The organism is Streptomyces sp. NPDC041814 (assembly GCF_055590565.1).
The window spans coordinates 155,404-175,905 of sequence record NZ_JBVJAM010000006.1; the positions used below are offsets into that span (position 1 = coordinate 155,404).

23 protein-coding genes are annotated in these 20,502 nt (G+C 69.7%); 17 read left to right on the forward strand and 6 right to left on the reverse strand.

Annotation, left to right across the window (positions count from 1 at the left end; genetic code table 11):
• The first annotated feature begins 15 nt into the window (after positions 1 to 15).
• From secY to truA, 10 genes are all read left to right on the forward strand, one after another.
• The gene (gene secY, locus ACZ6C6_RS17415; protein WP_469203598.1) at positions 16 to 1,335 is read left to right on the forward strand and encodes a preprotein translocase subunit SecY; all 1,320 of its coding nucleotides are present in this window, start codon (positions 16 to 18) and stop codon (positions 1,333 to 1,335) included.
• Positions 1,335 to 1,994, forward strand: a complete 660-nt coding sequence (locus ACZ6C6_RS17420; RefSeq protein ID WP_365678554.1) for an adenylate kinase — start codon at positions 1,335 to 1,337, stop codon at positions 1,992 to 1,994. The genes secY and ACZ6C6_RS17420 overlap by 1 nt, the downstream gene beginning before the upstream one ends.
• A 130-nt stretch (positions 1,995 to 2,124) precedes the next feature.
• Positions 2,125 to 2,961 (forward strand): type I methionyl aminopeptidase, encoded by an 837-nt coding sequence (map, locus tag ACZ6C6_RS17425; protein WP_469203601.1) that lies wholly within the window; start codon positions 2,125 to 2,127, stop codon positions 2,959 to 2,961.
• A 164-nt stretch (positions 2,962 to 3,125) separates the two neighbouring features.
• A complete protein-coding gene (infA, locus tag ACZ6C6_RS17430) occupies positions 3,126 to 3,347 on the forward strand; it encodes a translation initiation factor IF-1 (RefSeq protein ID WP_003956442.1) in 222 nt (73 codons plus the stop codon).
• A gap of 60 nt (positions 3,348 to 3,407) precedes the next feature.
• Positions 3,408 to 3,521 carry a 50S ribosomal protein L36 gene (gene rpmJ, locus ACZ6C6_RS17435; protein WP_003956441.1) on the forward strand — a complete coding sequence of 38 codons (114 nt, stop codon included), beginning with the start codon at positions 3,408 to 3,410 and terminating at the stop codon, positions 3,519 to 3,521.
• A 191-nt stretch (positions 3,522 to 3,712) separates the two neighbouring features.
• The gene (rpsM, locus tag ACZ6C6_RS17440) at positions 3,713 to 4,093 is read left to right on the forward strand and encodes a 30S ribosomal protein S13 (protein ID WP_018101211.1); all 381 of its coding nucleotides are present in this window, start codon (positions 3,713 to 3,715) and stop codon (positions 4,091 to 4,093) included.
• Positions 4,094 to 4,198: 105 nt separating this feature from the next.
• Positions 4,199 to 4,603, forward strand: coding sequence for a 30S ribosomal protein S11 (gene rpsK / locus ACZ6C6_RS17445; protein WP_003948617.1), 405 nt, complete (start codon positions 4,199 to 4,201; stop codon positions 4,601 to 4,603).
• Positions 4,604 to 4,740: 137 nt separating this feature from the next.
• Positions 4,741 to 5,763: a DNA-directed RNA polymerase subunit alpha gene (locus tag ACZ6C6_RS17450; protein WP_003966937.1), complete on the forward strand. Its 1,023-nt coding sequence runs from the start codon at positions 4,741 to 4,743 to the stop codon at positions 5,761 to 5,763.
• A 201-nt stretch (positions 5,764 to 5,964) separates the two neighbouring features.
• Positions 5,965 to 6,441: a 50S ribosomal protein L17 gene (rplQ, locus tag ACZ6C6_RS17455; RefSeq protein WP_365678549.1), complete on the forward strand. Its 477-nt coding sequence runs from the start codon at positions 5,965 to 5,967 to the stop codon at positions 6,439 to 6,441.
• 88 nt (positions 6,442 to 6,529) lie between these two features.
• Positions 6,530 to 7,384, forward strand: coding sequence for a tRNA pseudouridine(38-40) synthase TruA (truA, locus tag ACZ6C6_RS17460; protein WP_469203604.1), 855 nt, complete (start codon positions 6,530 to 6,532; stop codon positions 7,382 to 7,384).
• A gap of 53 nt (positions 7,385 to 7,437) precedes the next feature.
• Here truA and ACZ6C6_RS17465 read toward each other — a convergent pair whose 3' ends face one another.
• Positions 7,438 to 8,298, reverse strand: a complete 861-nt coding sequence (locus ACZ6C6_RS17465) for a hypothetical protein (RefSeq protein ID WP_469203606.1) — start codon at positions 8,296 to 8,298, stop codon at positions 7,438 to 7,440.
• Positions 8,299 to 8,356: 58 nt separating this feature from the next.
• Here ACZ6C6_RS17465 and ACZ6C6_RS17470 point away from each other — a divergent pair, with 58 nt between their 5' ends.
• The 4 genes from ACZ6C6_RS17470 to glmM all read left to right on the forward strand — a co-directional run bounded on the left by ACZ6C6_RS17470 (position 8,357) and on the right by glmM (position 12,745).
• Entirely contained in the window at positions 8,357 to 9,985 is a 1,629-nt protein-coding gene (locus ACZ6C6_RS17470) for an ABC-F family ATP-binding cassette domain-containing protein (protein ID WP_469204008.1), read from the forward strand.
• Between the two features lie 223 nt (positions 9,986 to 10,208).
• Positions 10,209 to 10,652, forward strand: coding sequence for a 50S ribosomal protein L13 (rplM, locus tag ACZ6C6_RS17475; protein WP_469203608.1), 444 nt, complete (start codon positions 10,209 to 10,211; stop codon positions 10,650 to 10,652).
• Between the two features lie 45 nt (positions 10,653 to 10,697).
• The gene (rpsI, locus tag ACZ6C6_RS17480; protein WP_018101205.1) at positions 10,698 to 11,222 is read left to right on the forward strand and encodes a 30S ribosomal protein S9; all 525 of its coding nucleotides are present in this window, start codon (positions 10,698 to 10,700) and stop codon (positions 11,220 to 11,222) included.
• A 164-nt stretch (positions 11,223 to 11,386) separates the two neighbouring features.
• On the forward strand, positions 11,387 to 12,745 hold the full coding sequence (glmM, locus tag ACZ6C6_RS17485) for a phosphoglucosamine mutase (RefSeq protein ID WP_469203610.1): 1,359 nt from the start codon (positions 11,387 to 11,389) through the stop codon (positions 12,743 to 12,745).
• 35 nt (positions 12,746 to 12,780) lie between these two features.
• Here glmM and ACZ6C6_RS17490 read toward each other — a convergent pair whose 3' ends face one another.
• Positions 12,781 to 13,755, reverse strand: coding sequence for a DUF389 domain-containing protein (locus tag ACZ6C6_RS17490; RefSeq protein ID WP_469203612.1), 975 nt, complete (start codon positions 13,753 to 13,755; stop codon positions 12,781 to 12,783).
• A 19-nt stretch (positions 13,756 to 13,774) separates the two neighbouring features.
• The gene (coaA, locus tag ACZ6C6_RS17495; RefSeq protein ID WP_469203614.1) at positions 13,775 to 14,767 is read right to left on the reverse strand and encodes a type I pantothenate kinase; all 993 of its coding nucleotides are present in this window, start codon (positions 14,765 to 14,767) and stop codon (positions 13,775 to 13,777) included.
• Positions 14,768 to 14,907: 140 nt separating this feature from the next.
• Between coaA and ACZ6C6_RS17500 the strand changes: the two genes are divergently transcribed.
• Both ACZ6C6_RS17500 and ACZ6C6_RS17505 read left to right on the forward strand, forming a co-directional pair.
• Positions 14,908 to 15,756 (forward strand): hypothetical protein, encoded by an 849-nt coding sequence (locus ACZ6C6_RS17500; RefSeq protein ID WP_469203616.1) that lies wholly within the window; start codon positions 14,908 to 14,910, stop codon positions 15,754 to 15,756.
• Positions 15,757 to 15,931: 175 nt separating this feature from the next.
• On the forward strand, positions 15,932 to 16,684 hold the full coding sequence (locus ACZ6C6_RS17505; RefSeq protein WP_469204010.1) for a DUF6008 family protein: 753 nt from the start codon (positions 15,932 to 15,934) through the stop codon (positions 16,682 to 16,684).
• An 86-nt stretch (positions 16,685 to 16,770) separates the two neighbouring features.
• Here the strand turns inward: ACZ6C6_RS17505 and argG are convergent, their stop codons facing one another.
• Positions 16,771 to 18,216 carry an argininosuccinate synthase gene (gene argG / locus ACZ6C6_RS17510; RefSeq protein WP_073964420.1) on the reverse strand — a complete coding sequence of 482 codons (1,446 nt, stop codon included), beginning with the start codon at positions 18,214 to 18,216 and terminating at the stop codon, positions 16,771 to 16,773.
• A 136-nt stretch (positions 18,217 to 18,352) separates the two neighbouring features.
• Between argG and ACZ6C6_RS17515 the strand changes: the two genes are divergently transcribed.
• A complete protein-coding gene (locus ACZ6C6_RS17515; RefSeq protein WP_469203618.1) occupies positions 18,353 to 18,811 on the forward strand; it encodes a DUF4396 domain-containing protein in 459 nt (152 codons plus the stop codon).
• Positions 18,812 to 18,823: 12 nt separating this feature from the next.
• Here the strand turns inward: ACZ6C6_RS17515 and ACZ6C6_RS17520 are convergent, their stop codons facing one another.
• Together ACZ6C6_RS17520 and ACZ6C6_RS17525 are read right to left on the reverse strand one after the other, a co-directional pair.
• Positions 18,824 to 19,468, reverse strand: a complete 645-nt coding sequence (locus ACZ6C6_RS17520; RefSeq protein WP_469203620.1) for a dihydrofolate reductase family protein — start codon at positions 19,466 to 19,468, stop codon at positions 18,824 to 18,826.
• A 129-nt stretch (positions 19,469 to 19,597) separates the two neighbouring features.
• Complete coding sequence (locus ACZ6C6_RS17525; RefSeq protein ID WP_469203622.1) at positions 19,598 to 20,500, reverse strand: LysR family transcriptional regulator; 903 nt, start codon at positions 20,498 to 20,500, stop codon at positions 19,598 to 19,600.
• Positions 20,501 to 20,502: the final 2 nt, after the last annotated feature.

Consider the following 20,502-nt stretch of genomic DNA (forward strand, 5'->3'; position numbering starts at 1 on the left):
GTCGCAGGAGGCACCGTGCTCACCGGCTTCGCCCGGGCGTTCAAGACGCCCGACCTGCGCAAGAAGCTGCTCTTCACTCTCGGCATCATCGTGCTCTACCGGCTCGGGGCCCACATCCCGGTACCGGGCGTGAGCTACGAGAACGTCCAGACCTGTGTTGATCAGGCCAGCAAGGGCAACAACAGCCTCTTCGGCCTGGTGAACATGTTCAGCGGTGGTGCGCTGCTGCAGATCACGATCTTCGCGCTCGGCATCATGCCGTACATCACGGCCAGCATCATTCTCCAGCTGCTGACCGTGGTCATCCCCCGACTCGAGGCGCTCAAGAAGGAGGGGTCGTCCGGCCAGGCGAAGATCACGCAGTACACGCGTTATCTGACCGTCGCGCTCGCCATCCTCCAGGGCACCGGCCTGGTGGCCACCGCCCGCAGCGGCGCCCTGTTCAGCGGCTGCCCGGTCGCCGACCAGATCGTCCCGAACGACTCGCTGTTCACGACGATCACGATGGTCATCACGATGACCGCCGGCACCGCCGCCGTCATGTGGCTCGGTGAGCTCATCACCGACCGCGGCATCGGCAACGGCATGTCGATCCTGATGTTCATCTCGATCGCCGCGACCTTCCCGTCGGCCATGTGGGCCATCAAGACCAGCGGCAAGCTGGCGGACGGCTGGATCGAGTTCTTCACCGTCATCCTGGTCGGCTTCGTCATGGTGGCCCTCGTCGTCTTCGTCGAGCAGGCCCAGCGCCGTATCCCGGTGCAGTACGCGAAGCGCATGATCGGACGCCGTTCGTACGGTGGCACCTCCACCTACATCCCGCTGAAGGTGAACCAGGCGGGTGTGATCCCCGTCATCTTCGCTTCTTCGCTGCTCTACATCCCGGCCCTGATCGTCCAGTTCTCCAACTCCAAGGCGGGCTGGGCCATCTGGATCCAGGACAACCTGACCAAGGGCACCCACCCGTACTACATGACGGCGTACTTCCTGTTGATCGTGTTCTTCGCCTTCTTCTACGTGGCGATCTCGTTCAACCCCGAGGAAGTCGCCGACAACATGAAGAAGTATGGTGGCTTCATCCCGGGTATCCGGGCTGGTCGACCTACTGCCGAGTATCTGAGCTATGTGCTCAACAGGATCACTTGGCCGGGCTCGCTGTACCTGGGTCTGATCGCTCTGGTGCCGACGATGGCGTTGGCAGGCTTCGGTGGCGCTAACCAGAACTTCCCGTTCGGCGGGACGAGCATCCTCATCATCGTGGGTGTGGGTCTGGAGACCGTGAAGCAGATCGAGAGTCAGCTCCAGCAGCGCAATTACGAAGGGTTCCTCCGCTGATGCGAATCGTCCTCGTCGGCCCGCCGGGTGCCGGCAAGGGAACGCAGGCCGCGTACCTTGCCAAGAACCTGTCGATTCCGCACATCTCCACGGGCGACCTCTTCCGCGCCAACATCAGCCAGGGCACCGACCTTGGCAAGCAGGCCCGCGCCTTCATGGACGCGGGGCAGCTGGTGCCGGACGAGGTGACGATCGGGATGGCCAAGGACCGCATGTCCCAGCCGGACGCGGTCAACGGCTTCCTGCTCGACGGCTTCCCGCGCAACGTGGGTCAGGCCGAAGCCCTGGACGTGATGCTCAAGGACGAGGGCGTGAAGCTGGACGCCGTGCTCGACCTGGAGGTCCCCGAGGACGAGGTCGTGAAGCGGATCGCGGGTCGCCGCATCTGCCGCAACGACAGCGCGCACGTCTTCCACGCCACGTACAACCCGCCGAAGACCGAGGGTGTCTGCGACACCTGCGGCGGCGAGCTGTACCAGCGGGACGACGACAGCGAGGAGACGGTGCGTACCCGGCTGGAGGTCTACCACACGCAGACCGAGCCGATCATCGACTACTACCGGGCTCAGGACCTGGTGGTCACCATCTCCGCGCTCGGCAAGGTCACCGATGTGACCGACCGGGCCATGGAGGCGCTGAAGAAGTCCGCGGAGGACTGAGCGCCCATCCCGCAGTACGCGCAGTACAAGCCGGCCGCGGCGTCCTCGGACGCCGCGGCCGACTGCTTGCCGCCGCGTATCGTGGAAGACCCGCCCCCCGTCACCCGTCCCACCGGAAAGGCGCCGCAGCATGGTGCAGATCAAGACCCCCGAGCAGATCGCGAAGATGCGCGAGGCGGGGCTGGTGGTCGCTGCCATCCACGCGGCCACCCGTGAGGCGGCGGTGCCCGGCGCCACCACCCGCGACCTGGACCAGGTCGCCCGCAAGGTGATCGCCGACCACGGTGCGAAGTCGAACTTCCTCGGGTACGGCGGGTTCCCCGCGACCATCTGCACCTCGGTCAACGAGGTCGTCGTCCACGGCATCCCGGACGACAAGACGGTCCTCAAGGACGGCGACATCATCTCCATCGACGCCGGCGCGATCGTGGACGGCTGGCACGGCGACGCCGCGTACACCGCCTTCGTCGGCACGGGGCACGCTCCGGAGCTGGTCGAGCTCTCCCGGGTGACCGAGGAGTCGATGTGGGCCGGCATCGCCGCGATGAAGGTCAACAACCGGCTGGTCGACATCTCGAAGGCGATCGAGTCCTACATCCGCCGCCAGCCCCGTCCCGCCACCGGCAAGTACGGGATCGTCGAGGACTACGGCGGGCACGGCATCGGCACCGAGATGCACATGGACCCGCACCTGCTGAACTACGTCTCCCGCAAGCGCGGCAAGGGCATCAAGCTGGTCCCGGGCGTCTGCCTGGCGATCGAGCCCATGGTCTCGCTGGGCACCCCGCACACCGAGGTGCTGGAGGACGAGTGGACCGTGGTCACCACGGACGGCACCTGGTCCTCGCACTGGGAGCACTCCATCGCCCTCACGGAGCAGGGCCCGCTGGTCCTCACCGCCCCGGACTGCGGCCGCGAGAAGCTGGCGCAGTACGGCGTGGAGGCGGCGCCCGACCCCATCGGCTGATTGGGACCTCCGGGGAGGTCTAAGGATCTCCCCGGGTGGGCAAACTTGACGGATTCGCCTTTGGGAGTCCGCTGACGTAGACTGACTCGTCGGCTCTCGTGCATCCGTGTGTCCACATGCGGGGAACGAAAGTCGATCAAGGTAGCCGATTCGAAGGGCGAAGCGTGGCCAAGAAGCAAGGTGCCATCGAAATTGAGGGCACCGTGATCGAGTCCCTCCCGAACGCCATGTTCAAGGTGGAGCTCCAGAACGGTCACAAGGTCCTCGCGCACATCAGCGGCAAGATGCGTATGCACTACATCCGCATCCTCCCGGATGACCGGGTCGTCGTGGAGCTGTCTCCGTACGACCTGACGCGTGGCCGGATCGTCTACCGCTACAAGTAGATCTTGCCGCCGTCCGCATCCGTGCGGGCGTGGGCACTGACCCGGAGAACCTGACATCCCATGAAGGTCAAGCCGAGCGTCAAGAAGATCTGCGACAAGTGCAAGGTGATCCGCCGTCACGGCCGGGTCATGGTCATCTGCGACAACCTGCGCCACAAGCAGCGCCAGGGCTGACGCACGACCCCCTGCATCTCGCAGTTCGCGCGACGCACGTAACACGTACATACGCAGAATCCGTCCAAGCCACGGCTGACGGCACCTCCGGCGGGGGCCGGGGACCCGGACGTACCACCTCTCCCAGCGAGGGGTCGGCGGTCGGGAGTGGTTCTGCGGAAGACCCCCGACTTAACAACTGGAGCCATTGAATGGCACGCGTTTCAGGTGTTGACATCCCGCGCGAAAAGCGCGTGGAGGTTGCCCTCACCTACGTCTTCGGTATCGGGCGCACCCGGTCCAAGGAGATCCTCGCCGCCTCCGGCGTGAACCCGAACACCCGCGTTCGTGACCTGGCCGAAGAGGACCTGGTCAAGATCCGCGAGTACGTGGACGCCAACCTCCGCACCGAGGGTGACCTCCGCCGCGAGATCCAGGCCGACATCCGCCGCAAGGTCGAGATCGGCTGCTACCAGGGTCTCCGTCACCGCCGCGGTCTGCCGGTCCACGGCCAGCGCACCAGCACCAACGCCCGTACCCGCAAGGGTCCGCGTCGCGCGATCGCCGGCAAGAAGAAGCCCGGCAAGAAGTAGTCCTCAGCGGACGCACTGCGGGCGACCGGCACATCCGGCCTCCGCAGCAACCAGCGGTCTTCGCTGTAGGACCGATCACCTCCCCTCTCCATCTGGAGTCAAGACATGCCCCCCAAGGGTCGTCAGGGCGCAGCCAAGAAGGTGCGTCGCAAGGAAAAGAAGAACGTCGCTCACGGGCACGCCCACATCAAGAGCACGTTCAACAACACGATCGTCTCGATCACGGACCCCACGGGCAACGTGATCTCCTGGGCCTCCGCCGGCCACGTCGGCTTCAAGGGCTCGCGCAAGTCCACCCCCTTCGCCGCGCAGATGGCCGCCGAGTCGGCCGCCCGTCGCGCGCAGGAGCACGGCATGCGCAAGGTCGACGTCTTCGTGAAGGGTCCGGGCTCCGGCCGCGAGACCGCGATCCGCTCCCTCCAGGCCACCGGCCTTGAGGTCGGTTCGATCCAGGACGTCACCCCGACGCCGCACAACGGCTGCCGTCCGCCGAAGCGTCGCCGCGTCTGAGTCGTCACGGCCAGTGATGGCCGTGCGCCAGTAGCGCCGGGTCCGGGCGGTACACCTCTTCCGAGGCGTACCGCCCGTACCCTTGTTACATCTGTCGGGCATCAAATAGTGGGTGCCCCCGACTGAAGGATCACAGCATGCTTATCGCTCAGCGTCCGTCGCTGACCGAAGAGGTCGTCGACGAATTCCGTTCGCGGTTCGTCATCGAGCCGCTGGAGCCGGGCTTCGGCTACACGCTCGGCAACTCCCTGCGCCGCACGCTCCTCTCCTCGATTCCGGGTGCCGCTGTCACCAGCATCCGCATCGACGGTGTCCTGCACGAGTTCACCACCGTGCCGGGCGTCAAGGAGGACGTGACCGACCTCATCCTCAACATCAAGCAGCTGGTCGTCTCCTCGGAGCACGACGAGCCGGTCGTGATGTACCTGCGCAAGCAGGGCCCCGGCCTGGTCACCGCCGCGGACATCGCGCCGCCGGCCGGTGTCGAGGTGCACAACCCGGACCTGGTCCTCGCCACGCTCAACGGCAAGGGCAAGCTGGAGATGGAGCTGACCGTCGAGCGCGGTCGCGGCTACGTCTCCGCCGTCCAGAACAAGCAGGTGGGCCAGGAGATCGGCCGTATCCCGGTCGACTCCATCTACTCGCCGGTGCTCAAGGTCACGTACAAGGTCGAGGCGACCCGTGTCGAGCAGCGCACCGACTTCGACAAGCTGATCGTCGACGTCGAGACCAAGCAGGCCATGCGTCCGCGTGACGCGATGGCTTCGGCCGGTAAGACCCTGGTCGAGCTGTTCGGTCTGGCGCGCGAGCTCAACATCGACGCCGAGGGCATCGACATGGGCCCCTCGCCGACGGACGCCGCGCTCGCGGCGGACCTGGCGCTGCCGATCGAGGAGCTGGAGCTCACGGTCCGCTCGTACAACTGCCTCAAGCGCGAGGGCATCCACTCGGTGGGCGAGCTGGTGGCCCGCTCCGAGGCGGACCTGCTCGACATCCGCAACTTCGGTGCGAAGTCGATCGACGAGGTCAAGGCGAAGCTGGCCGGTATGGGCCTGGCGCTGAAGGACTCGCCTCCCGGCTTCGACCCGACCGCCGCCGCCGACGCCTTCGGCGCCGACGACGACGCGGACGCCGGTTTCGTGGAGACCGAGCAGTACTAGTACGCCTCCCGGCTGGGGTGCCCGTGTGGGTGCCCCGGTCCGGGCGAGGGCTTTTGTCCTCAATCGCCGGACGGGCTTGATTTTCGGGCTGAGGCTCGATGTCCAGTGCGGACGGCGTTTTCACACTTCCGCGCGACGACCGTCGCGTGGGAACTGACACCGGTACCTGATACGGCCGGTGCAGCACACAAGGAGAAACCCATGCCGAAGCCCGCCAAGGGTGCCCGTCTGGGCGGCAGCGCCGCGCACGAGAAGCTTCTTCTCAACAACCTCGCGAAGTCGCTGTTCGAGCACGGCCGCATCACCACGACCGAGGCCAAGGCCCGCCGCCTGCGTCCGGTCGCGGAGCGTTTCATCACCAAGGCGAAGAAGGGCGACATCCACAACCGTCGCCTGGTGCTGGAGTCGATCACGGACAAGGGCGTCGTCCACACGCTCTTCACCGAGATCGCCCCGCGCTACGAGAACCGCCCCGGTGGTTACACCCGCATCACCAAGATCGGCAACCGTCGTGGCGACAACGCCCCGATGGCCGTCATCGAGCTGGTCGAGGCGCTGACCGTGGCGCAGCAGGCCACCGGTGAGGCCGAGGCCGCCACCAAGCGTGCGGTCAAGGAAGACGCGGCCAAGAAGGACGAGACCCCGGTCGAGTCCGTCGAGGACGCGCAGGACGCCTGAGCGTTCCGGAACCACTGAACGGGTCCGCATCACCCTCCGGGGCGGTGCGGGCCCGTTCGGCTGTGCGGGATCTTGAGAGGATGCGCTGGTGAGTGACGAGGTGGAGCCCGGCTCCGTACGGGTACGGCTGGACCTGGCCTATGACGGCAAGGACTTTTCGGGCTGGGCGAAGCAGACCGCGCGGCGGACGGTCCAGGGCGAGATCGAGGATGCGCTGCGGACCGTGACCCGCTCCTCACGCACGTACGACCTGACGGTGGCCGGCCGCACCGACGCCGGGGTGCACGCCCGGGGCCAGGTCGCCCACGTCGACCTGCCGGAAGAGGTGTGGGCCGAGCACGCCGAGAAGCTGTTGCGGCGGCTCGCCGGGCGGATGGCCCCCGATGTGCGGGTCTGGCGGATCGCGGAGGCACCGCCGGGGTTCAACGCCCGGTTCTCCGCGCTGTGGCGCCGGTACGCGTACCGCGTCGCCGACCGCCCCGGCGGCGTCGACCCCCTCGTCCGGGGCCATGTGCTCTGGCACGACCGGCCGCTGGACGTGGCCGCGATGAACGCGGCGGCTGCGCGGATGACCGGGGAGCACGACTTCGCGGCGTACTGCAAGAAGCGCGAGGGCGCGACGACCATCCGGACCCTCCAGAAGCTGCACTGGGTGCGGGACGGGGCGACCGGGATCATCACCGGGACCGTGCAGGCGGACGCCTTCTGCCACAACATGGTGCGTGCCCTGGTCGGGGCGATGCTCTTCGTCGGCGACGGGCGGCGCCCCGACCCGTGGCCGGCCGAGGTGCTGGCCGCCGGGGTGCGCGACCCCGGGGTGCACGTGGTGCGGCCGCACGGGCTGACGCTGGAGGAGGTCGCGTATCCGGCGGACGAGCTGCTGGCGGCGCGTGCGGTGGAGGCGCGGAACGTACGGACGCTGCCGGGCGCCGGCTGCTGCTAGGGGTGTCTTGCCGGTCAGGCCGTGCCAGGCGTCGTGGACCCGGCTCCGACCCCCTAGGTGGTTGTGATGTCGGCGGCGGCCGACGCCTGGACCTCGCCGCGATGGCGGATCCGTCCGAACGTGTAGTCCGTCAGGGCGTTGCCGGTCGTGTACACGTCCTTGTCGGCCTTGGTGGCGTTCCGGCCGTCCGTGAAGCCGCCGACCGTGAAGTACGCGTACCGGCCGTACGAATTGGCCGTGCGGCGGCAGATCACGCCGTCGCGGCAGAAGACCGGGACGCCCGACCCGCTCAGCGAGGCCAGCCCGCCGGTCGCCAGCCGCGCGGTCCGCTTCGCCTGGGCCTCCGTGTCGAAGACCGCGATGCCGACGGTGACCGCCACGCCGTCCTTGCTGTACGTCGCCCGGATGACCTGGTCGCAGCCGTTGGCGGTGAGGATCGCGCCCAGCGCGCCCTGGGTGGTCGCCGCGCACTGCTTGGTGCGGTGGGTCGCGCCCCTGGCGTACGTACGGCCTCCGGCGGTCAGCTCGTCGTCGGGGAAGAAGGCGTCGACGTCGACCGGCAGCCGGTCCTTCTTCACGTCGGCTATGTAGTCCCGGGGGTCCGGCGGGGGCGGGGGCGCCACCGAGGAGAAGGACGGGTCGGGCGCGGGGAGACCGGTCGGCAGCTCGTCCGCCGTGGGCAGCTCGCCGGCGTGCTTCCCGGCCCGGCCGCCGGAGCCGTTCGCGGAGATCACCGCGGTCGCCACGACCGCGGCGACGGCCGCCGTGGCGAGGGCGCCGCCGCCGATCAGCAGCCACTTCCTGCGCCTGGCGCGGGCCGCGGAGGCGTCGGCCAGGGCTTCCCAGTCGGGAGTGCCGCTGTTCCCGGGCCTGTCGTCGGGCCCCTGGAAGGGCCCCCCGTCCCCAAAGCTCATGCCGCGCATCCTAGACGCCGCGTAATCCGGTTGGGTCAACCCCGCGGTGCCCGTGACAATGCTCTGCATGGGACATCTCGAAGCGGGCCACCTTGAGTACTACCTTCCGGACGGGCGGGTGCTGCTCGGCGATGCCTCGTTCCGGGTGGCCGACGGTGCCGTCGTCGCCCTCGTGGGGGCGAACGGCGCCGGGAAGACGACGCTGCTGCGGCTGCTCGCCGGGGAGCTCCAGCCGCACGGCGGTTCGGTGTCGGTGAGCGGCGGGCTCGGCGTGATGCGCCAGTTCGTGGGCTCGGTCCGCGACGAGCGCACCGTCCGCGACCTGCTGGTCTCCGTCGCGCAGCCCCGTATCCGGGAGGCCGCGCTCGCCGTGGACCGGGCCGAGGAACGCATCCTCACCGTGGACGACGAGGCCGCGCAGATGGCGTACGCGCAGGCGCTGAGCGACTGGGCGGAGGCGCGCGGCTACGAGGCCGAGACGGTCTGGGACATGTGCACCGTGGCCGCGCTGGGCGTCCCGTACGAGAAGGCGCAGTGGCGCGAGGTGCGCACGCTGTCCGGCGGCGAGCAGAAGCGGCTGGTCCTGGAGGCGCTGCTGCGGGGCCCCGACGAGGTGCTGCTCCTGGACGAGCCGGACAACTACCTGGACGTCCCCGGCAAGCGGTGGCTGGAGGAGCGGCTGAGGGAGACCCGTAAGACGGTGCTCTTCGTCTCCCACGACCGGGAGCTGCTGTCCCGCGCCGCGCAGAAGATCGTCAGCGTGGAGCCCGGCCCGGCCGGCAGCGACGTCTGGGTGCACGGCGGCGGCTTCGACACGTACCACCAGGCCCGCAAGGAGCGGTTCGCCCGCTTCGAGGAACTGCTGCGGCGCTGGGAGGAGGAGCACAAGCGGCTGAAGGCGCTCGTGCACCGGCTGCGCCAGCAGGCGGCGATCAGCCCCGACATGGCGAGCCGCTACCACGCGATGCAGACCCGCTTCCGGAAGTTCGAGGAGGCGGGCCCGCCGCCGGAGCCGCCGCGGGAGCAGGACATCCGGATGCGGCTGCGCGGCGGCCGGACCGGGGTGCGCGCGGTGACCTGCGAGGGGCTGGAGCTGACCGGCCTGATGAAGCCGTTCGACCTGGAGGTCTTCTACGGGGAACGGGTCGCGGTCCTCGGCTCCAACGGGTCCGGCAAGTCGCACTTCCTGCGGCTGCTCGCGGGCGAGCCCGTCGCGCACACGGGGCAGTGGAAGCTCGGTGCGCGGGTGGTCCCCGGGCACTTCGCGCAGACCCACGCCCACCCGGAGCTGCTGGGCCGCACGCTGGTCGACATCCTGTGGACGGAGCACGCGAAGGACCGGGGCGGCGCGATGTCCGTGCTGCGCCGCTACGAGCTGGAGCGGCAGGGGGACCAGGCGTTCGAGAAGCTGTCCGGCGGTCAGCAGGCCCGGTTCCAGATCCTGCTCCTGGAGCTGACCGGCACGACCGCGCTGCTGCTGGACGAGCCGACGGACAACCTGGACCTGGAGTCGGCGGAGGCGCTGCAGGACGGTCTGGAGGCGTACGAGGGCACGGTGCTCGCGGTGACGCACGACCGGTGGTTCGCCAAGAGCTTCGACCGCTATCTGGTCTTCGGCTCGGACGGGGTCGTCCGCGAGACCTCGGAGCCGGTGTGGGACGAGCGGCGGGTCGAGCGGGCGCGGTAGGGGCGCGTTTTGACCCGTCCGGGGCCGGACCGGTAGTCTCGACCTTTGTTGTACGCATGGGCTGCGTCCTCGTGGCGCGCGGAGCCCCTGCGTAAGTTCTCTGGAGCAGTTACCAGTGGCTCGCATACGGGCGTCGTCCCGGCATTGTGTGCCCCAGCTGCATGATCGCTTCAGAGGTGTCGTGTGTCTGGACCCCATCCACTGAAGAAGCGAAGGCTACGAAGTGCGTACGTACAGCCCCAAGCCCGGCGATGTGACCCGTCAGTGGCACATCATTGACGCGCAGGACGTCGTCCTGGGCCGTCTCGCCACCACGGCTGCGAACCTCCTGCGAGGCAAGCACAAGGCGATTTACGCCCCCCACATGGACATGGGCGACTTCGTCATCATCATCAACGCCGACAAGGTTCACCTGTCCGGCAACAAGAAGACCCAGAAGATGGCGTACCGCCACTCCGGGTTCCCGGGTGGTCTGCGTTCCGTGCGCTACGACGACCTCCTCGCGAACAACCCCGAGAAGGCCGTCGAGAAGGCCATCAAGGGCATGATCCCCAAGAACTCCCTGGGCCGCCAGATGATCTCGAAGCTGAAGGTCTACGCGGGTGACCAGCACCCGCACGCTGCGCAGCAGCCGGTTCCGTACGAGATCACCCAGGTCGCGCAGTAGTCCCGGCCTCCCCCCAAAGACATAAAGAAAGATCTGAGGAGAATCGTGGCCGAGACCACTGTTGAGACCGTCGAGGGCACCGAGGGCGAGGAGACCTTCGCCGAGGTGACCACCTTCGAGTCCGAGGTCCCCGTCGAGGGTGAGTACACCTCCGAGTCGCTCGCCGGCCGCTTCGGCGACCCGCAGCCCGCCGCCGGCCTGGGCCGTCGCAAGAACGCCATCGCCCGCGTCCGGATCGTTCCGGGCACCGGCAAGTGGAAGATCAACGGGCGCACCCTTGAGAGCTACTTCCCGAACAAGGTGCACCAGCAGGAAGTCAACGAGCCCTTCAAGGTGCTCGAGCTCGACGGCCGTTACGACGTCATCGCCCGCATCGCGGGTGGCGGCGTCTCGGGTCAGGCCGGCGCCCTGCGCCTGGGCGTGGCCCGCGCGCTGAACGAGGCGGACGTGGACAACAACCGCGCGACCCTGAAGAAGGCCGGCTTCCTCTCCCGCGACGACCGTGCGGTCGAGCGCAAGAAGGCCGGTCTCAAGAAGGCCCGCAAGGCCCCGCAGTACAGCAAGCGCTAAACCGCCTGCTCACCCGCGTTACCGTTCGCCCCGGCGGCACCTCTCGTGCTGCCGGGGCGTTCGTTTATCGACATCCTCGGGCATATAACGGCATAAGGCGTTCATAGGCTTGTTGGTTGCATGATCTGATCTTTTGCGTTTCGGAGCACTTTCGGAGGACACCAGTGGGACGACTCTTCGGCACGGACGGCGTGCGCGGTGTCGCCAATGCGGACCTGACGGCCGAGCTCGCGCTCGGCCTCTCGGTGGCCGCGGCACACGTACTGGCCGAGGCGGGCACCTTCGAGGGCCATCGGCCGACGGCCGTGGTGGGCCGCGACCCGCGCGCCTCCGGAGAGTTCCTGGAGGCCGCCGTGGTGGCCGGCCTGGCCAGCGCGGGCGTCGACGTCCTGCGCGTCGGCGTGCTGCCGACCCCGGCCGTGGCCCACCTGACCGGCGCGCTCGGCGCCGACATCGGGGTCATGCTCTCCGCCAGCCACAACGCCATGCCGGACAACGGTGTCAAGTTCTTCGCCCGGGGCGGCCACAAGCTCGCCGACGAGCTGGAGGACCGCATCGAGACGGTGTACGAGCAGCACCGCACCGGAGAACCGTGGACCCGCCCGACCGGGGCCGGCGTCGGCCGCGTCACGGACTACGTGGAGGGCTTCGACCGGTACGTCGCCCACCTCATCGGCGTCCTCCCGAACCGGCTCGACGGCCTGAAGGTCGTCCTGGACGAGGCGCACGGCGCCGCCGCCCGCGTCTCGCCCGAGGCGTTCGCCCGCGCCGGGGCCGAGGTCGTCACGATCGGTGCCCAGCCGGACGGGCTGAACATCAACGACGGCTGCGGCTCCACGCACCTGGAGCTCCTGCGCGCCGCCGTAGTGGAGCACGGCGCGGACCTGGGCATCGCGCACGACGGCGACGCCGACCGCTGCCTGGCCGTGGACGCGGCGGGCGAGGAGGTCGACGGCGACCAGATCCTCGCCGTGCTGGCCCTCGCCATGCGCGAGGCCGGGCAGCTGCGCCGGGACACCGTGGTCGGCACCGTGATGTCGAACCTCGGCTTCAAGCTGGCCATGGAGCGCGAGGGCATCCAGCTCGTCCAGACGGCCGTCGGCGACCGCTACGTCCTGGAGTCCATGAAGGCCGAGGGCTTCGCGCTGGGCGGCGAGCAGTCCGGCCACGTGATCGTCCTGGACCACGCCACGACCGGCGACGGCACCCTGACCGGCCTGATGCTCGCGGCCCGGGTCGCCGCGACGGGCCGCTCGCTCGCCGAGCTGGCCGGGGTCATGGAGCGCCTGCCGCAGGTCCTGGTCAACGTCCCGGACGTCGACAAGTCCCGCGTGCACACCTCGCAGGAGGTGGCCGCCGCCGTCGCGGAGGCCGAGCGCGAGCTCGGCGCCACCGGCCGCGTGCTGCTGCGCCCCTCGGGCACGGAGCCGCTGGTGCGGGTCATGGTCGAGGCGGCGGACATCGAGCAGGCCCGCACGGTGGCGGGGCAGCTCGCGGACGTCGTGAAGTCGGCGCTGGGCTGACGCTCCCGGGGGCGGGTGCGCGGTGCGCCCGCCCCTCAGCCCGCCGGCGCGGTGGGCTTCGTGTGGGCCCGCTGACGGGCCCGCTGGTGGCGGCGGGTCGTCCGCCACAGCGCCTTCTGCGCCAGCAGCGTCAGCGTGCCCGCGAGCACGATCCCGCCGAGGTTCGCCAGCAGCTGCTGGACGGACCCGGTCATCTGGCCGTAGTCCCGGTAGCTGAAGGCCACCGCCGCGTTGGCGGCCGCGGGCACGGTGGTCACGGAGATGGCGACCCCGATGAGCGCGCCGGACTTCGCCGAGGTCAGCGAGAGCGTCCCGGCGATGCCGGCGAGGAACGCCACGACGAACGACATCCAGTCCGGCTGCCAGACGAACGCGGTGTTGGGCCGTTTGGCCTCGATCATCGCGGCGTCGAACAGCCCGAAGACGTCCATCAGCCAGGCGAAGCCCACGGTCAGCAGCATCGCCGCGGCGAACCCGCCGATCAGCGCGGTCAGCGAACGGCCCACCAGGCGCGGGGCGCGCTGCACCAGCGCCGTCGAGATCCCGGCGAGCGGCCCGAACTCGGGGCCCACCGCCATCGCGCCCACGATCAGGATCGCGTTGTCGAGCATCACCCCGCAGGCGGCGAGCATCGTCGCGACGGCGAGGAACGCGACATAGGTGGCGCTGAACGTCGAGTCGTCGTGCGTGGCCTCGACCAGCTCCTCCCAGAGCACCGCGTCCGAACCCTCGCCCGGCGCGGCCTCTTCCGCCCGGTCGGCGCGCGTGGAGAGCGTCAGGTCCATGTTCTCGACGGTGATCGCCCCGAACTCGTCGAGACCGAGCCGGCGCAGCGCCGCGATCAGCTCGTCGCCCGCCTCGCGCGCCACGTCGCACAGCACCACGTCGCCCACCGGGTCGCGCGAGACGCCCGGCAGCACCGCGAGGTGTGCCGTGCCGACGGTCCGCTCCAGCAGGCCCGTCACCTCGTCCGTGCGGTCGGCGGGGACGAGCAGGCGCAGATGCAGCACGGAGCAACCCTTCCGGAGGTCAGAGCTTGCGCAGGGACAGCCGCTGGACCTTGTGGTCCGGCCCCTTGCGGAGCACCAGCGTGGCACGTCCGCGGGTGGGCGCCACGTTCTCCACGAGATTGGGCCGGTTGATGGTGCGCCACATGGTGGCCGCGTACTCCATCGCCTCGGCCTCGGAGACCTGGGTGTACTTGCGGAAGTACGAGGACGGGTCCTGGAACGCCGTCTCACGCAGCTTCCGGAAGCGGCTGAGGTACCAGGTCTCGATGTCCTCCGGTTTGGCGTCCACGTACACGCTGAAGTCGAAGTAGTCGGCGAGCCCGACCCTGGTGCGGCCGTCCTTGCCGGGCAGGGCGGGCTGGAGGACGTTCAGCCCCTCCACGATCAGGATGTCCGGGCGGCGCACGGTGAGGCGTTCGCCGGGGACGATGTCGTAGATCAGGTGGGAGTAGACGGGGGCGGTGACCTCGTCCTTGCCCGCCTTGATGTCGGCGACGAAACGGGTGAGGGCGCGCCGGTCGTACGACTCCGGGAACCCCTTGCGGGACATCAGGCCGCGTGCGTGGAGCTCCTTCATCGGCAGCAGGAACCCGTCGGTGGTGACCAGCTCGACCCGGGGGTGCTCGGGCCAGCGGGCCAGCAGCGCCTGGAGGATGCGCGCGGTGGTGGACTTGCCCACGGCGACGCTGCCCGCGACGCCTATGACGAACGGGGTGCCGCGCTGCGCGCCCTGCCCGTTGCCCGCGTCGCCGAGGAAGGTGTTGAGCGCGCCGCGCAGCCTGGAGGTGGCCTGGACGTACAGGTTCAGCAACCGTGAGAGGGGGAGGTAGACGTCCCGCACCTCGTCGAGGTCGATGACGTCGCCGAGCCCGCGCAGCCGCTCCACCTCTGCTGCGGTCAGCGGCAGCGGCGTCTTGTCGCGCAGCGCGCTCCACTCCGCGCGGGAGAGGTCGACGTACGGCGTCGCCGCGTGCTCGGCGCGTCGGGGGCTCCGTGCGGGTGAAGTGATCACGTACTCATTGTCGCGGGAGTTCCACGGGAGCGGGGGGTGGGCTCGGTCACGTGGGGGAGCGGGCCCACCGGTGCGGGGCCGGTTCCGGGGTGCTGGTAGCCTGCCCGCTCGTCTTTTCCGTACGGAGTGAAGAGGTGCGCATGACATCAGGCAGAACCGGTGCCGTGGCCGCGCTCGCGGGGGCTCTCGCCCTCTCGGCGCTCACGGCTCCGACGGCGCGGGCCGCCGACACCGGCACGGTGTCGGGGATCGTCGTCAACGGGGGCAAGCCGATCGTGGTGGGGACCATCGATGTGAAGAGCGTGCCGGTCTCGTACCGGGTCAGCCTTCCCGCCGGTTACAGCGCCGCCGACCCCTACACCTGGAACGCCGGGCCGTACCTGTATCACGGGACCACGGCCGCCAAGGGGGCGGCGGGCGGCATCGGGATGAGCGAGTACGGCTGTTACGAGGTGACCGAGAGGGTCGCGCAGTGCGCGGGCACCCTGTCCGTCGACCCCCGCTACGACCTGGCCGCGAACAGCGACGCGACCGCGTGGACGGTCGGCTACGGAGTCGTGCTCTTCGGCAACGACGACGACATCAGGTCCGAGAAGCACGTGGGCACGTCCGGCCGCGTCCAGATCCGCCGCTATGCCAAGGCCACCGTCAACGCCGCGCCCGAGCCGGTGGCGAAGGGGAAGCCGATCACCGTGACCGGCACCCTCAAGCGGGCGGACTGGGTGAAAGACACGTACACCGGTGTGGCGGACGCGTCCGTCCAGCTCCAGTTCCGGCCCAAGGGCACTACGTCGTACAACACCGTGAAGACCGTGCGGTCGAGCTCCACGGGCGCGCTGAAGGCGACCGTCACCGCGACCCTCGACGGGGACTGGCGGTGGAGCTTCGGCGGCTGGTCCACCACGGGCAGCGCGGTGTCCTCCGGTGACTACGTCGATGTGAGCGGCGCGGGCGGCAACGTCAGGGAGATGCGCGCACGGCCCTGGTGACCTGCGACGATGTGGCCGGGTGCGCTTCGGGGCGCCCGGCCCACTTCTCGTCGGCGCCGGGTTGGGCAATCCGGAAGAAGCAAAGCGGGCGGTTCGTCAGCAGTCTCTTCGTACACGTATGTGTTTCTCGAAGGGACCTCGTATGGATCACTCAGGAATGCCAGGAATGACGGGGATGCCCGGGATGGAGTCCACCGCGTCGACGGTGGACACCCTGGGGGCCGTCCTGTTCATCGGCTGGGCCGTCGCGATGTGGGCCGCCGTCGCCGTGCTCGCGGTCGGCAACAGGCGGCCGGTGCGGCCGTGGGTGTACAAGGTCGCCGTCGCGCTCATCGGGATCGGCGTCGTCGGCCAGATCGGCCATTTCCAGGAGCACGTCGCCCAGGCCGCGTACTGGATCGGGCACCCCTACGACCCGGCGTGGATGACGCCGTGGGGCAACAGCTTCTCGCGCGGGTTCGGGCAGATCGACGCGAGCAAGCCCTCGCTCGGGATGGAGATCCTGCATCTGATCGGGAACTTCATCTTCCTCGCCGGGCTGGTCGGCATCGTGCAGATCACGCACCGGGTCGCCGGGCAGCTGAAGTCCCGCAAGTGGGCCCGGATGGGCGTCTGGATGCAGGGCATCCACGGCCTGGAGCACGTCGTGCTGACCGCCTCCGTCGCGCTCGGCGCGAGCCGGGCCATCGGCCTGTCGACCTGGTTCGGCGCCATCGAGCCCGGCCCGGCGCTGGCGACGTACCGGATCTGGTGGCACTTCGTGGCCAACGCCGTCGGCACGGCCATCCTCGGGATCGCCGTGTACCACCTGTGGAAGGAGAAGCGGGCGGTCAGGGCGAGCTACGGCCTCACGGAGGACGCCCCGGCCGTGGCGGCCCCCGCCGAGGAGGGCCCCGCGCGCACCCTCGAACCGGCGGGGCGCCCCTGACCGTGGCTCCGCGCACGCCGACCGTACGGAACAGAGCCGGCCGGGCACCCCGAGAGGTGTCCGGCCGGTCGTCCGTGCGGGGCGGGTCAGTCCGTCCCGGCCTCCATCGCCGCGCGGTCCAGCATCTCGTCCTGGTCCGAGACCTCGCCGCGCGAGGCGATGGCCTCGGCGCCGCCCTCGGGGAGCTGGCCGATCAGGCCGGTGGCGGCGGCCTGGGCCGCGCCGATGGCCGGGTTCGCGGTGCCGATCATGCCGAGGCCCGCGTACTGCTCCAGCTTGGCGCGGGAGTCCGCGATGTCCAGGTTCCGCATGGTGAGCTGGCCGATGCGGTCGACCGGGCCGAAGGCGGAGTCCTCGGTGCGCTCCATGGACAGCTTGTCCGGGTGGTAGCTGAAGGCCGGGCCCGTGGTGTCGAGGACCGAGTAGTCCTCGCCGCGCCGCAGCCGCAGGGTGACCTCGCCGGTGACGGCCGTACCGACCCAGCGCTGGATCGACTCGCGGACCATCAGCGCCTGCGGGTCCAGCCAGCGGCCCTCGTACATCAGCCGGCCGAGGCGGCGGCCCTCGTTGTGGTACTGGGCGAGGGTGTCCTCGTTGTGGATGGCGTTGACCAGGCGCTCGTACGCGGCGTGCAGCAGGGCCATGCCGGGGGCCTCGTAGATGCCCCGGCTCTTGGCCTCGATGATCCGGTTCTCGATCTGGTCGGACATGCCCAGGCCGTGGCGGCCGCCGATGGCGTTCGCCTTCAGGACCAGGTCGACGGCGGTCTCGAACTTCTCGCCGTTGATCGTGACCGGGCGGCCCTGGTCGAAGCCGATCGTGACGTCCTCGGTCTCGATCTCGACCGACGGGTCCCAGAACCGCACGCCCATGATCGGCTCGACGGTCTCCACGCCGGTGTTCAGGTGCTCCAGCGTCTTGGCCTCGTGGGTGGCGCCCCAGATGTTGGCGTCCGTGGAGTACGCCTTCTCGGTGCTGTCCCGGTAGGGCAGGCCGTGGGCGACCAGCCACTCCGACATCTCCTTGCGGCCGCCGAGCTCCGTCACGAACTCCGCGTCCAGCCAGGGCTTGTAGATGCGCAGGTGCGGGTTGGCCAGCAGGCCGTAGCGGTAGAACCGCTCGATGTCGTTGCCCTTGAACGTGGAGCCGTCGCCCCAGATCTGGACGTCGTCCTCCAGCATCGCCCGCACCAGGAGCGTGCCGGTGACCGCGCGGCCCAGCGGCGTCGTGTTGAAGTACGCCCGGCCGCCCGAGCGGATGTGGAACGCCCCGCACGTCAGCGCGGCCAGGCCCTCCTCGACAAGAGCGGCGCGGCAGTCGACCAGGCGGGCGAGCTCGGCGCCGTACGTCTTGGCGCGGCCCGGGACCGAGGCGATGTCGGGCTCGTCGTACTGGCCGATGTCGGCGGTGTAGGTGCACGGGACGGCACCCTTGTCGCGCATCCACGCGACCGCGACCGAGGTGTCGAGGCCGCCCGAGAAGGCGATGCCGACGCGTTCGCCGGTGGGCAGGGAGGTGAGGACCTTGGACATAGGAAGATTATGCATCATCTCGCATGATCATGCAACGTGCGTGCGCAGACCCTTCCTGGAATACCCCTAGGGGGTATACGGTTGAGGTGGTGGGTACGGGAAACCCGTCCCGTACCGCCCGACGGAGGGAAGCGCCATGGACCACGTCCACCACCACGGTCACGCCACCTGGCGGATGGCGGCGCAGGCCACCCTGCACTGCCTCACCGGCTGCGCGATCGGCGAGGTCCTCGGCATGGTGATCGGCACGGCGGCCGGGCTGCACAACGGTGCGACCGTGGCCCTCTCCATCGCCCTGGCCTTCGTCTTCGGTTACGCGCTGACCATGCGCGGGGTCCTGAAGGCGGACGTCCCCCTGCGGCAGGCGCTGAAGGTGGCACTCGCCGCCGACACGCTCTCGATCGCGGTCATGGAGCTCATCGACAACACCGTCATGGTCACCATCCCCGGGGCCATGGACGCGGGCCTCGCGGACCTTCTCTTCTGGGGCGCGCTCGCCGGCTCACTGGCCCTCGCCTTCGTCATCACCACACCGGTCAACCGCTGGATGATCGGACGCGGCAAGGGCCACGCCGTGGTGCACGCCTACCACTGAGGGCTCACGGGCTCACTTCCGCCAGAACAGGTGGTGCGTCACCCCGCTCGGGCTCGGCACCACGTCCAGGTGGAAGCGGTCGCGCAGGTCGTCCGGCGAGTCCCACAGCCGCATCCCCGTCCCGAACTTCACCGGAGACACCGCCACGTGCAGGGTGTCGACCAGACCGGCGTCCAGGAACTCCCTGATGGTCGAGACCCCGCCGCCGAGCCGGACGTCCTTGCCCCCGGCCGCCTCCCGGGCCCGGGCGAGGACGTCGGCGGGCTCGCCGGCCACGAAGTGGAACGTGGTGTCGGACAGCGTGAAGGAGGGCCGCGTGTGGTGCGTCAGGACGAACACCGGCGTGTGGAACGGCGGCTCGTCACCCCACCAGCCCTGCCACTCGTGGTCCTCCCACGGCCCGCGCTGCGGCCCGAACTTGTTGCGGCCCATGATCTCGGCGCCGATGTTGTGCGAGAAGTCCCGCGTCATGTAGTCGTCCAGGCCCCGGCTCCCGCCCGGGTCGGTCCGGTTCGGCCAGCTCGCCGTCGCCCCGGCCCAGGAGAACATCTGCCCCGGGTCGACATGGCCGAAGGGCCGCTCCAGGGTCTGGTTCTCCCCGCAGGCGACGCCGTCGGCGGAGACGGTGAAGTTCTGGACCTTCAGCAGTTGCGTCATGGGTGCTCTTCTCCCGGTGATGGGTGGCAACGCAAGGGGTGACTCCTCGGACGGCCCGGACTCATCGCCGTACGCCGTTCCGATGCCCCGTCCCACCGTAAGGGGCTGCGGCCGGCGTGCCCGGCAGGCTCAGATCCACAGCTGCGCCTTCATCAGCAGATGGCCGTGGAGCAGGGTGAGGTCCGGGTGCGGGGGGCTGCCGCGGCGGGTGGCCAGGTAGAACGTGTTCAGCGGGGGGATCTCGGGTTCGATGAGCGGGGTGACGGTGCCGTCGGCCAGTTCCTCCGCGCACAGGTACGTGGGCAGGACGGAGATGCCGGCCGAGGACTTGACCGCTGCCAGGGCGCCACGCAGGTCGGGGATGACCAGGGCGGGCGGAGTGGTGAGGGAACGGTCGAAGACCGTGTGCCAGTAGCGGCGGATGATCGGCAGGGACTCCGCGTAGCTGATCATCGGGACGTCGCCCAGGACGTCCGGGCCCTCGGCCGCGAGGCGGTCCAGGGGGAGGCGGGCGCCCAGTTCCGCCGAGGCGACCAGCACGAACTCCTCGTCGACCAGCGGGGTCGCCGTCACCCGGCGGCCGCGCGGGCGGACCGTCGAGATGACGAGGTCGAACTCGTCGTCCTCCAGGCGGTCGAGGAGGTCGTCGGACAGCCCGAAGGTGAAGGTGAGCCGCATGCCCTCCGCCGCGAGGTCGCTGACGGCCGGGATGACACGCGTCGTCGTCAGCTCGACGGGGCCGGCCACGGTCAGCGGGCGGGCGGCCGGGTCGTCGCCGAAGGCGCGGTCCACGGCGTGGGTCAGCAGGTCGATGGGGCCCTGGACCTCGCGGATCAGGCCGTCGGCGGCCTGCGTGGGCTGCGCGCCGTGGGGGAGGCGTTCGAAGAGCGGGCGGCCCATCGCCTGCTCCAGGTTGCGGATCTGATGCGTGACCGCGGGCTGGGAGAGCCCCAGTTGATGAGCCGCCTTGGTGAACGAACCGAGCCGGTAGACGGCGACGAACGTGCGCACCCAGCCGAGTTGTACCGACAAGC

Coding starts and splice junctions, on each gene's coding strand:
- ACZ6C6_RS17515 (WP_469203618.1), top strand. CDS start 18,353: ATGGACCACGTCCACCACCACGGTCACGCCACCTGGCGGATGGCGGCG.
- ACZ6C6_RS17420 (WP_365678554.1), top strand. CDS start 1,335: ATGCGAATCGTCCTCGTCGGCCCGCCGGGTGCCGGCAAGGGAACGCAG.
- ACZ6C6_RS17500 (WP_469203616.1), top strand. CDS start 14,908: ATGACATCAGGCAGAACCGGTGCCGTGGCCGCGCTCGCGGGGGCTCTC.
- rpsM (WP_018101211.1), top strand. CDS start 3,713: ATGGCACGCGTTTCAGGTGTTGACATCCCGCGCGAAAAGCGCGTGGAG.
- ACZ6C6_RS17465 (WP_469203606.1), bottom strand. CDS start 8,298: ATGAGCTTTGGGGACGGGGGGCCCTTCCAGGGGCCCGACGACAGGCCC.
- rpsK (WP_003948617.1), top strand. CDS start 4,199: ATGCCCCCCAAGGGTCGTCAGGGCGCAGCCAAGAAGGTGCGTCGCAAG.
- ACZ6C6_RS17520 (WP_469203620.1), bottom strand. CDS start 19,468: ATGACGCAACTGCTGAAGGTCCAGAACTTCACCGTCTCCGCCGACGGC.
- map (WP_469203601.1), top strand. CDS start 2,125: ATGGTGCAGATCAAGACCCCCGAGCAGATCGCGAAGATGCGCGAGGCG.
- ACZ6C6_RS17505 (WP_469204010.1), top strand. CDS start 15,932: ATGCCCGGGATGGAGTCCACCGCGTCGACGGTGGACACCCTGGGGGCC.
- ACZ6C6_RS17450 (WP_003966937.1), top strand. CDS start 4,741: ATGCTTATCGCTCAGCGTCCGTCGCTGACCGAAGAGGTCGTCGACGAA.
- argG (WP_073964420.1), bottom strand. CDS start 18,216: ATGTCCAAGGTCCTCACCTCCCTGCCCACCGGCGAACGCGTCGGCATC.
- rplQ (WP_365678549.1), top strand. CDS start 5,965: ATGCCGAAGCCCGCCAAGGGTGCCCGTCTGGGCGGCAGCGCCGCGCAC.
- rpmJ (WP_003956441.1), top strand. CDS start 3,408: ATGAAGGTCAAGCCGAGCGTCAAGAAGATCTGCGACAAGTGCAAGGTG.
- ACZ6C6_RS17470 (WP_469204008.1), top strand. CDS start 8,357: ATGCTCTGCATGGGACATCTCGAAGCGGGCCACCTTGAGTACTACCTT.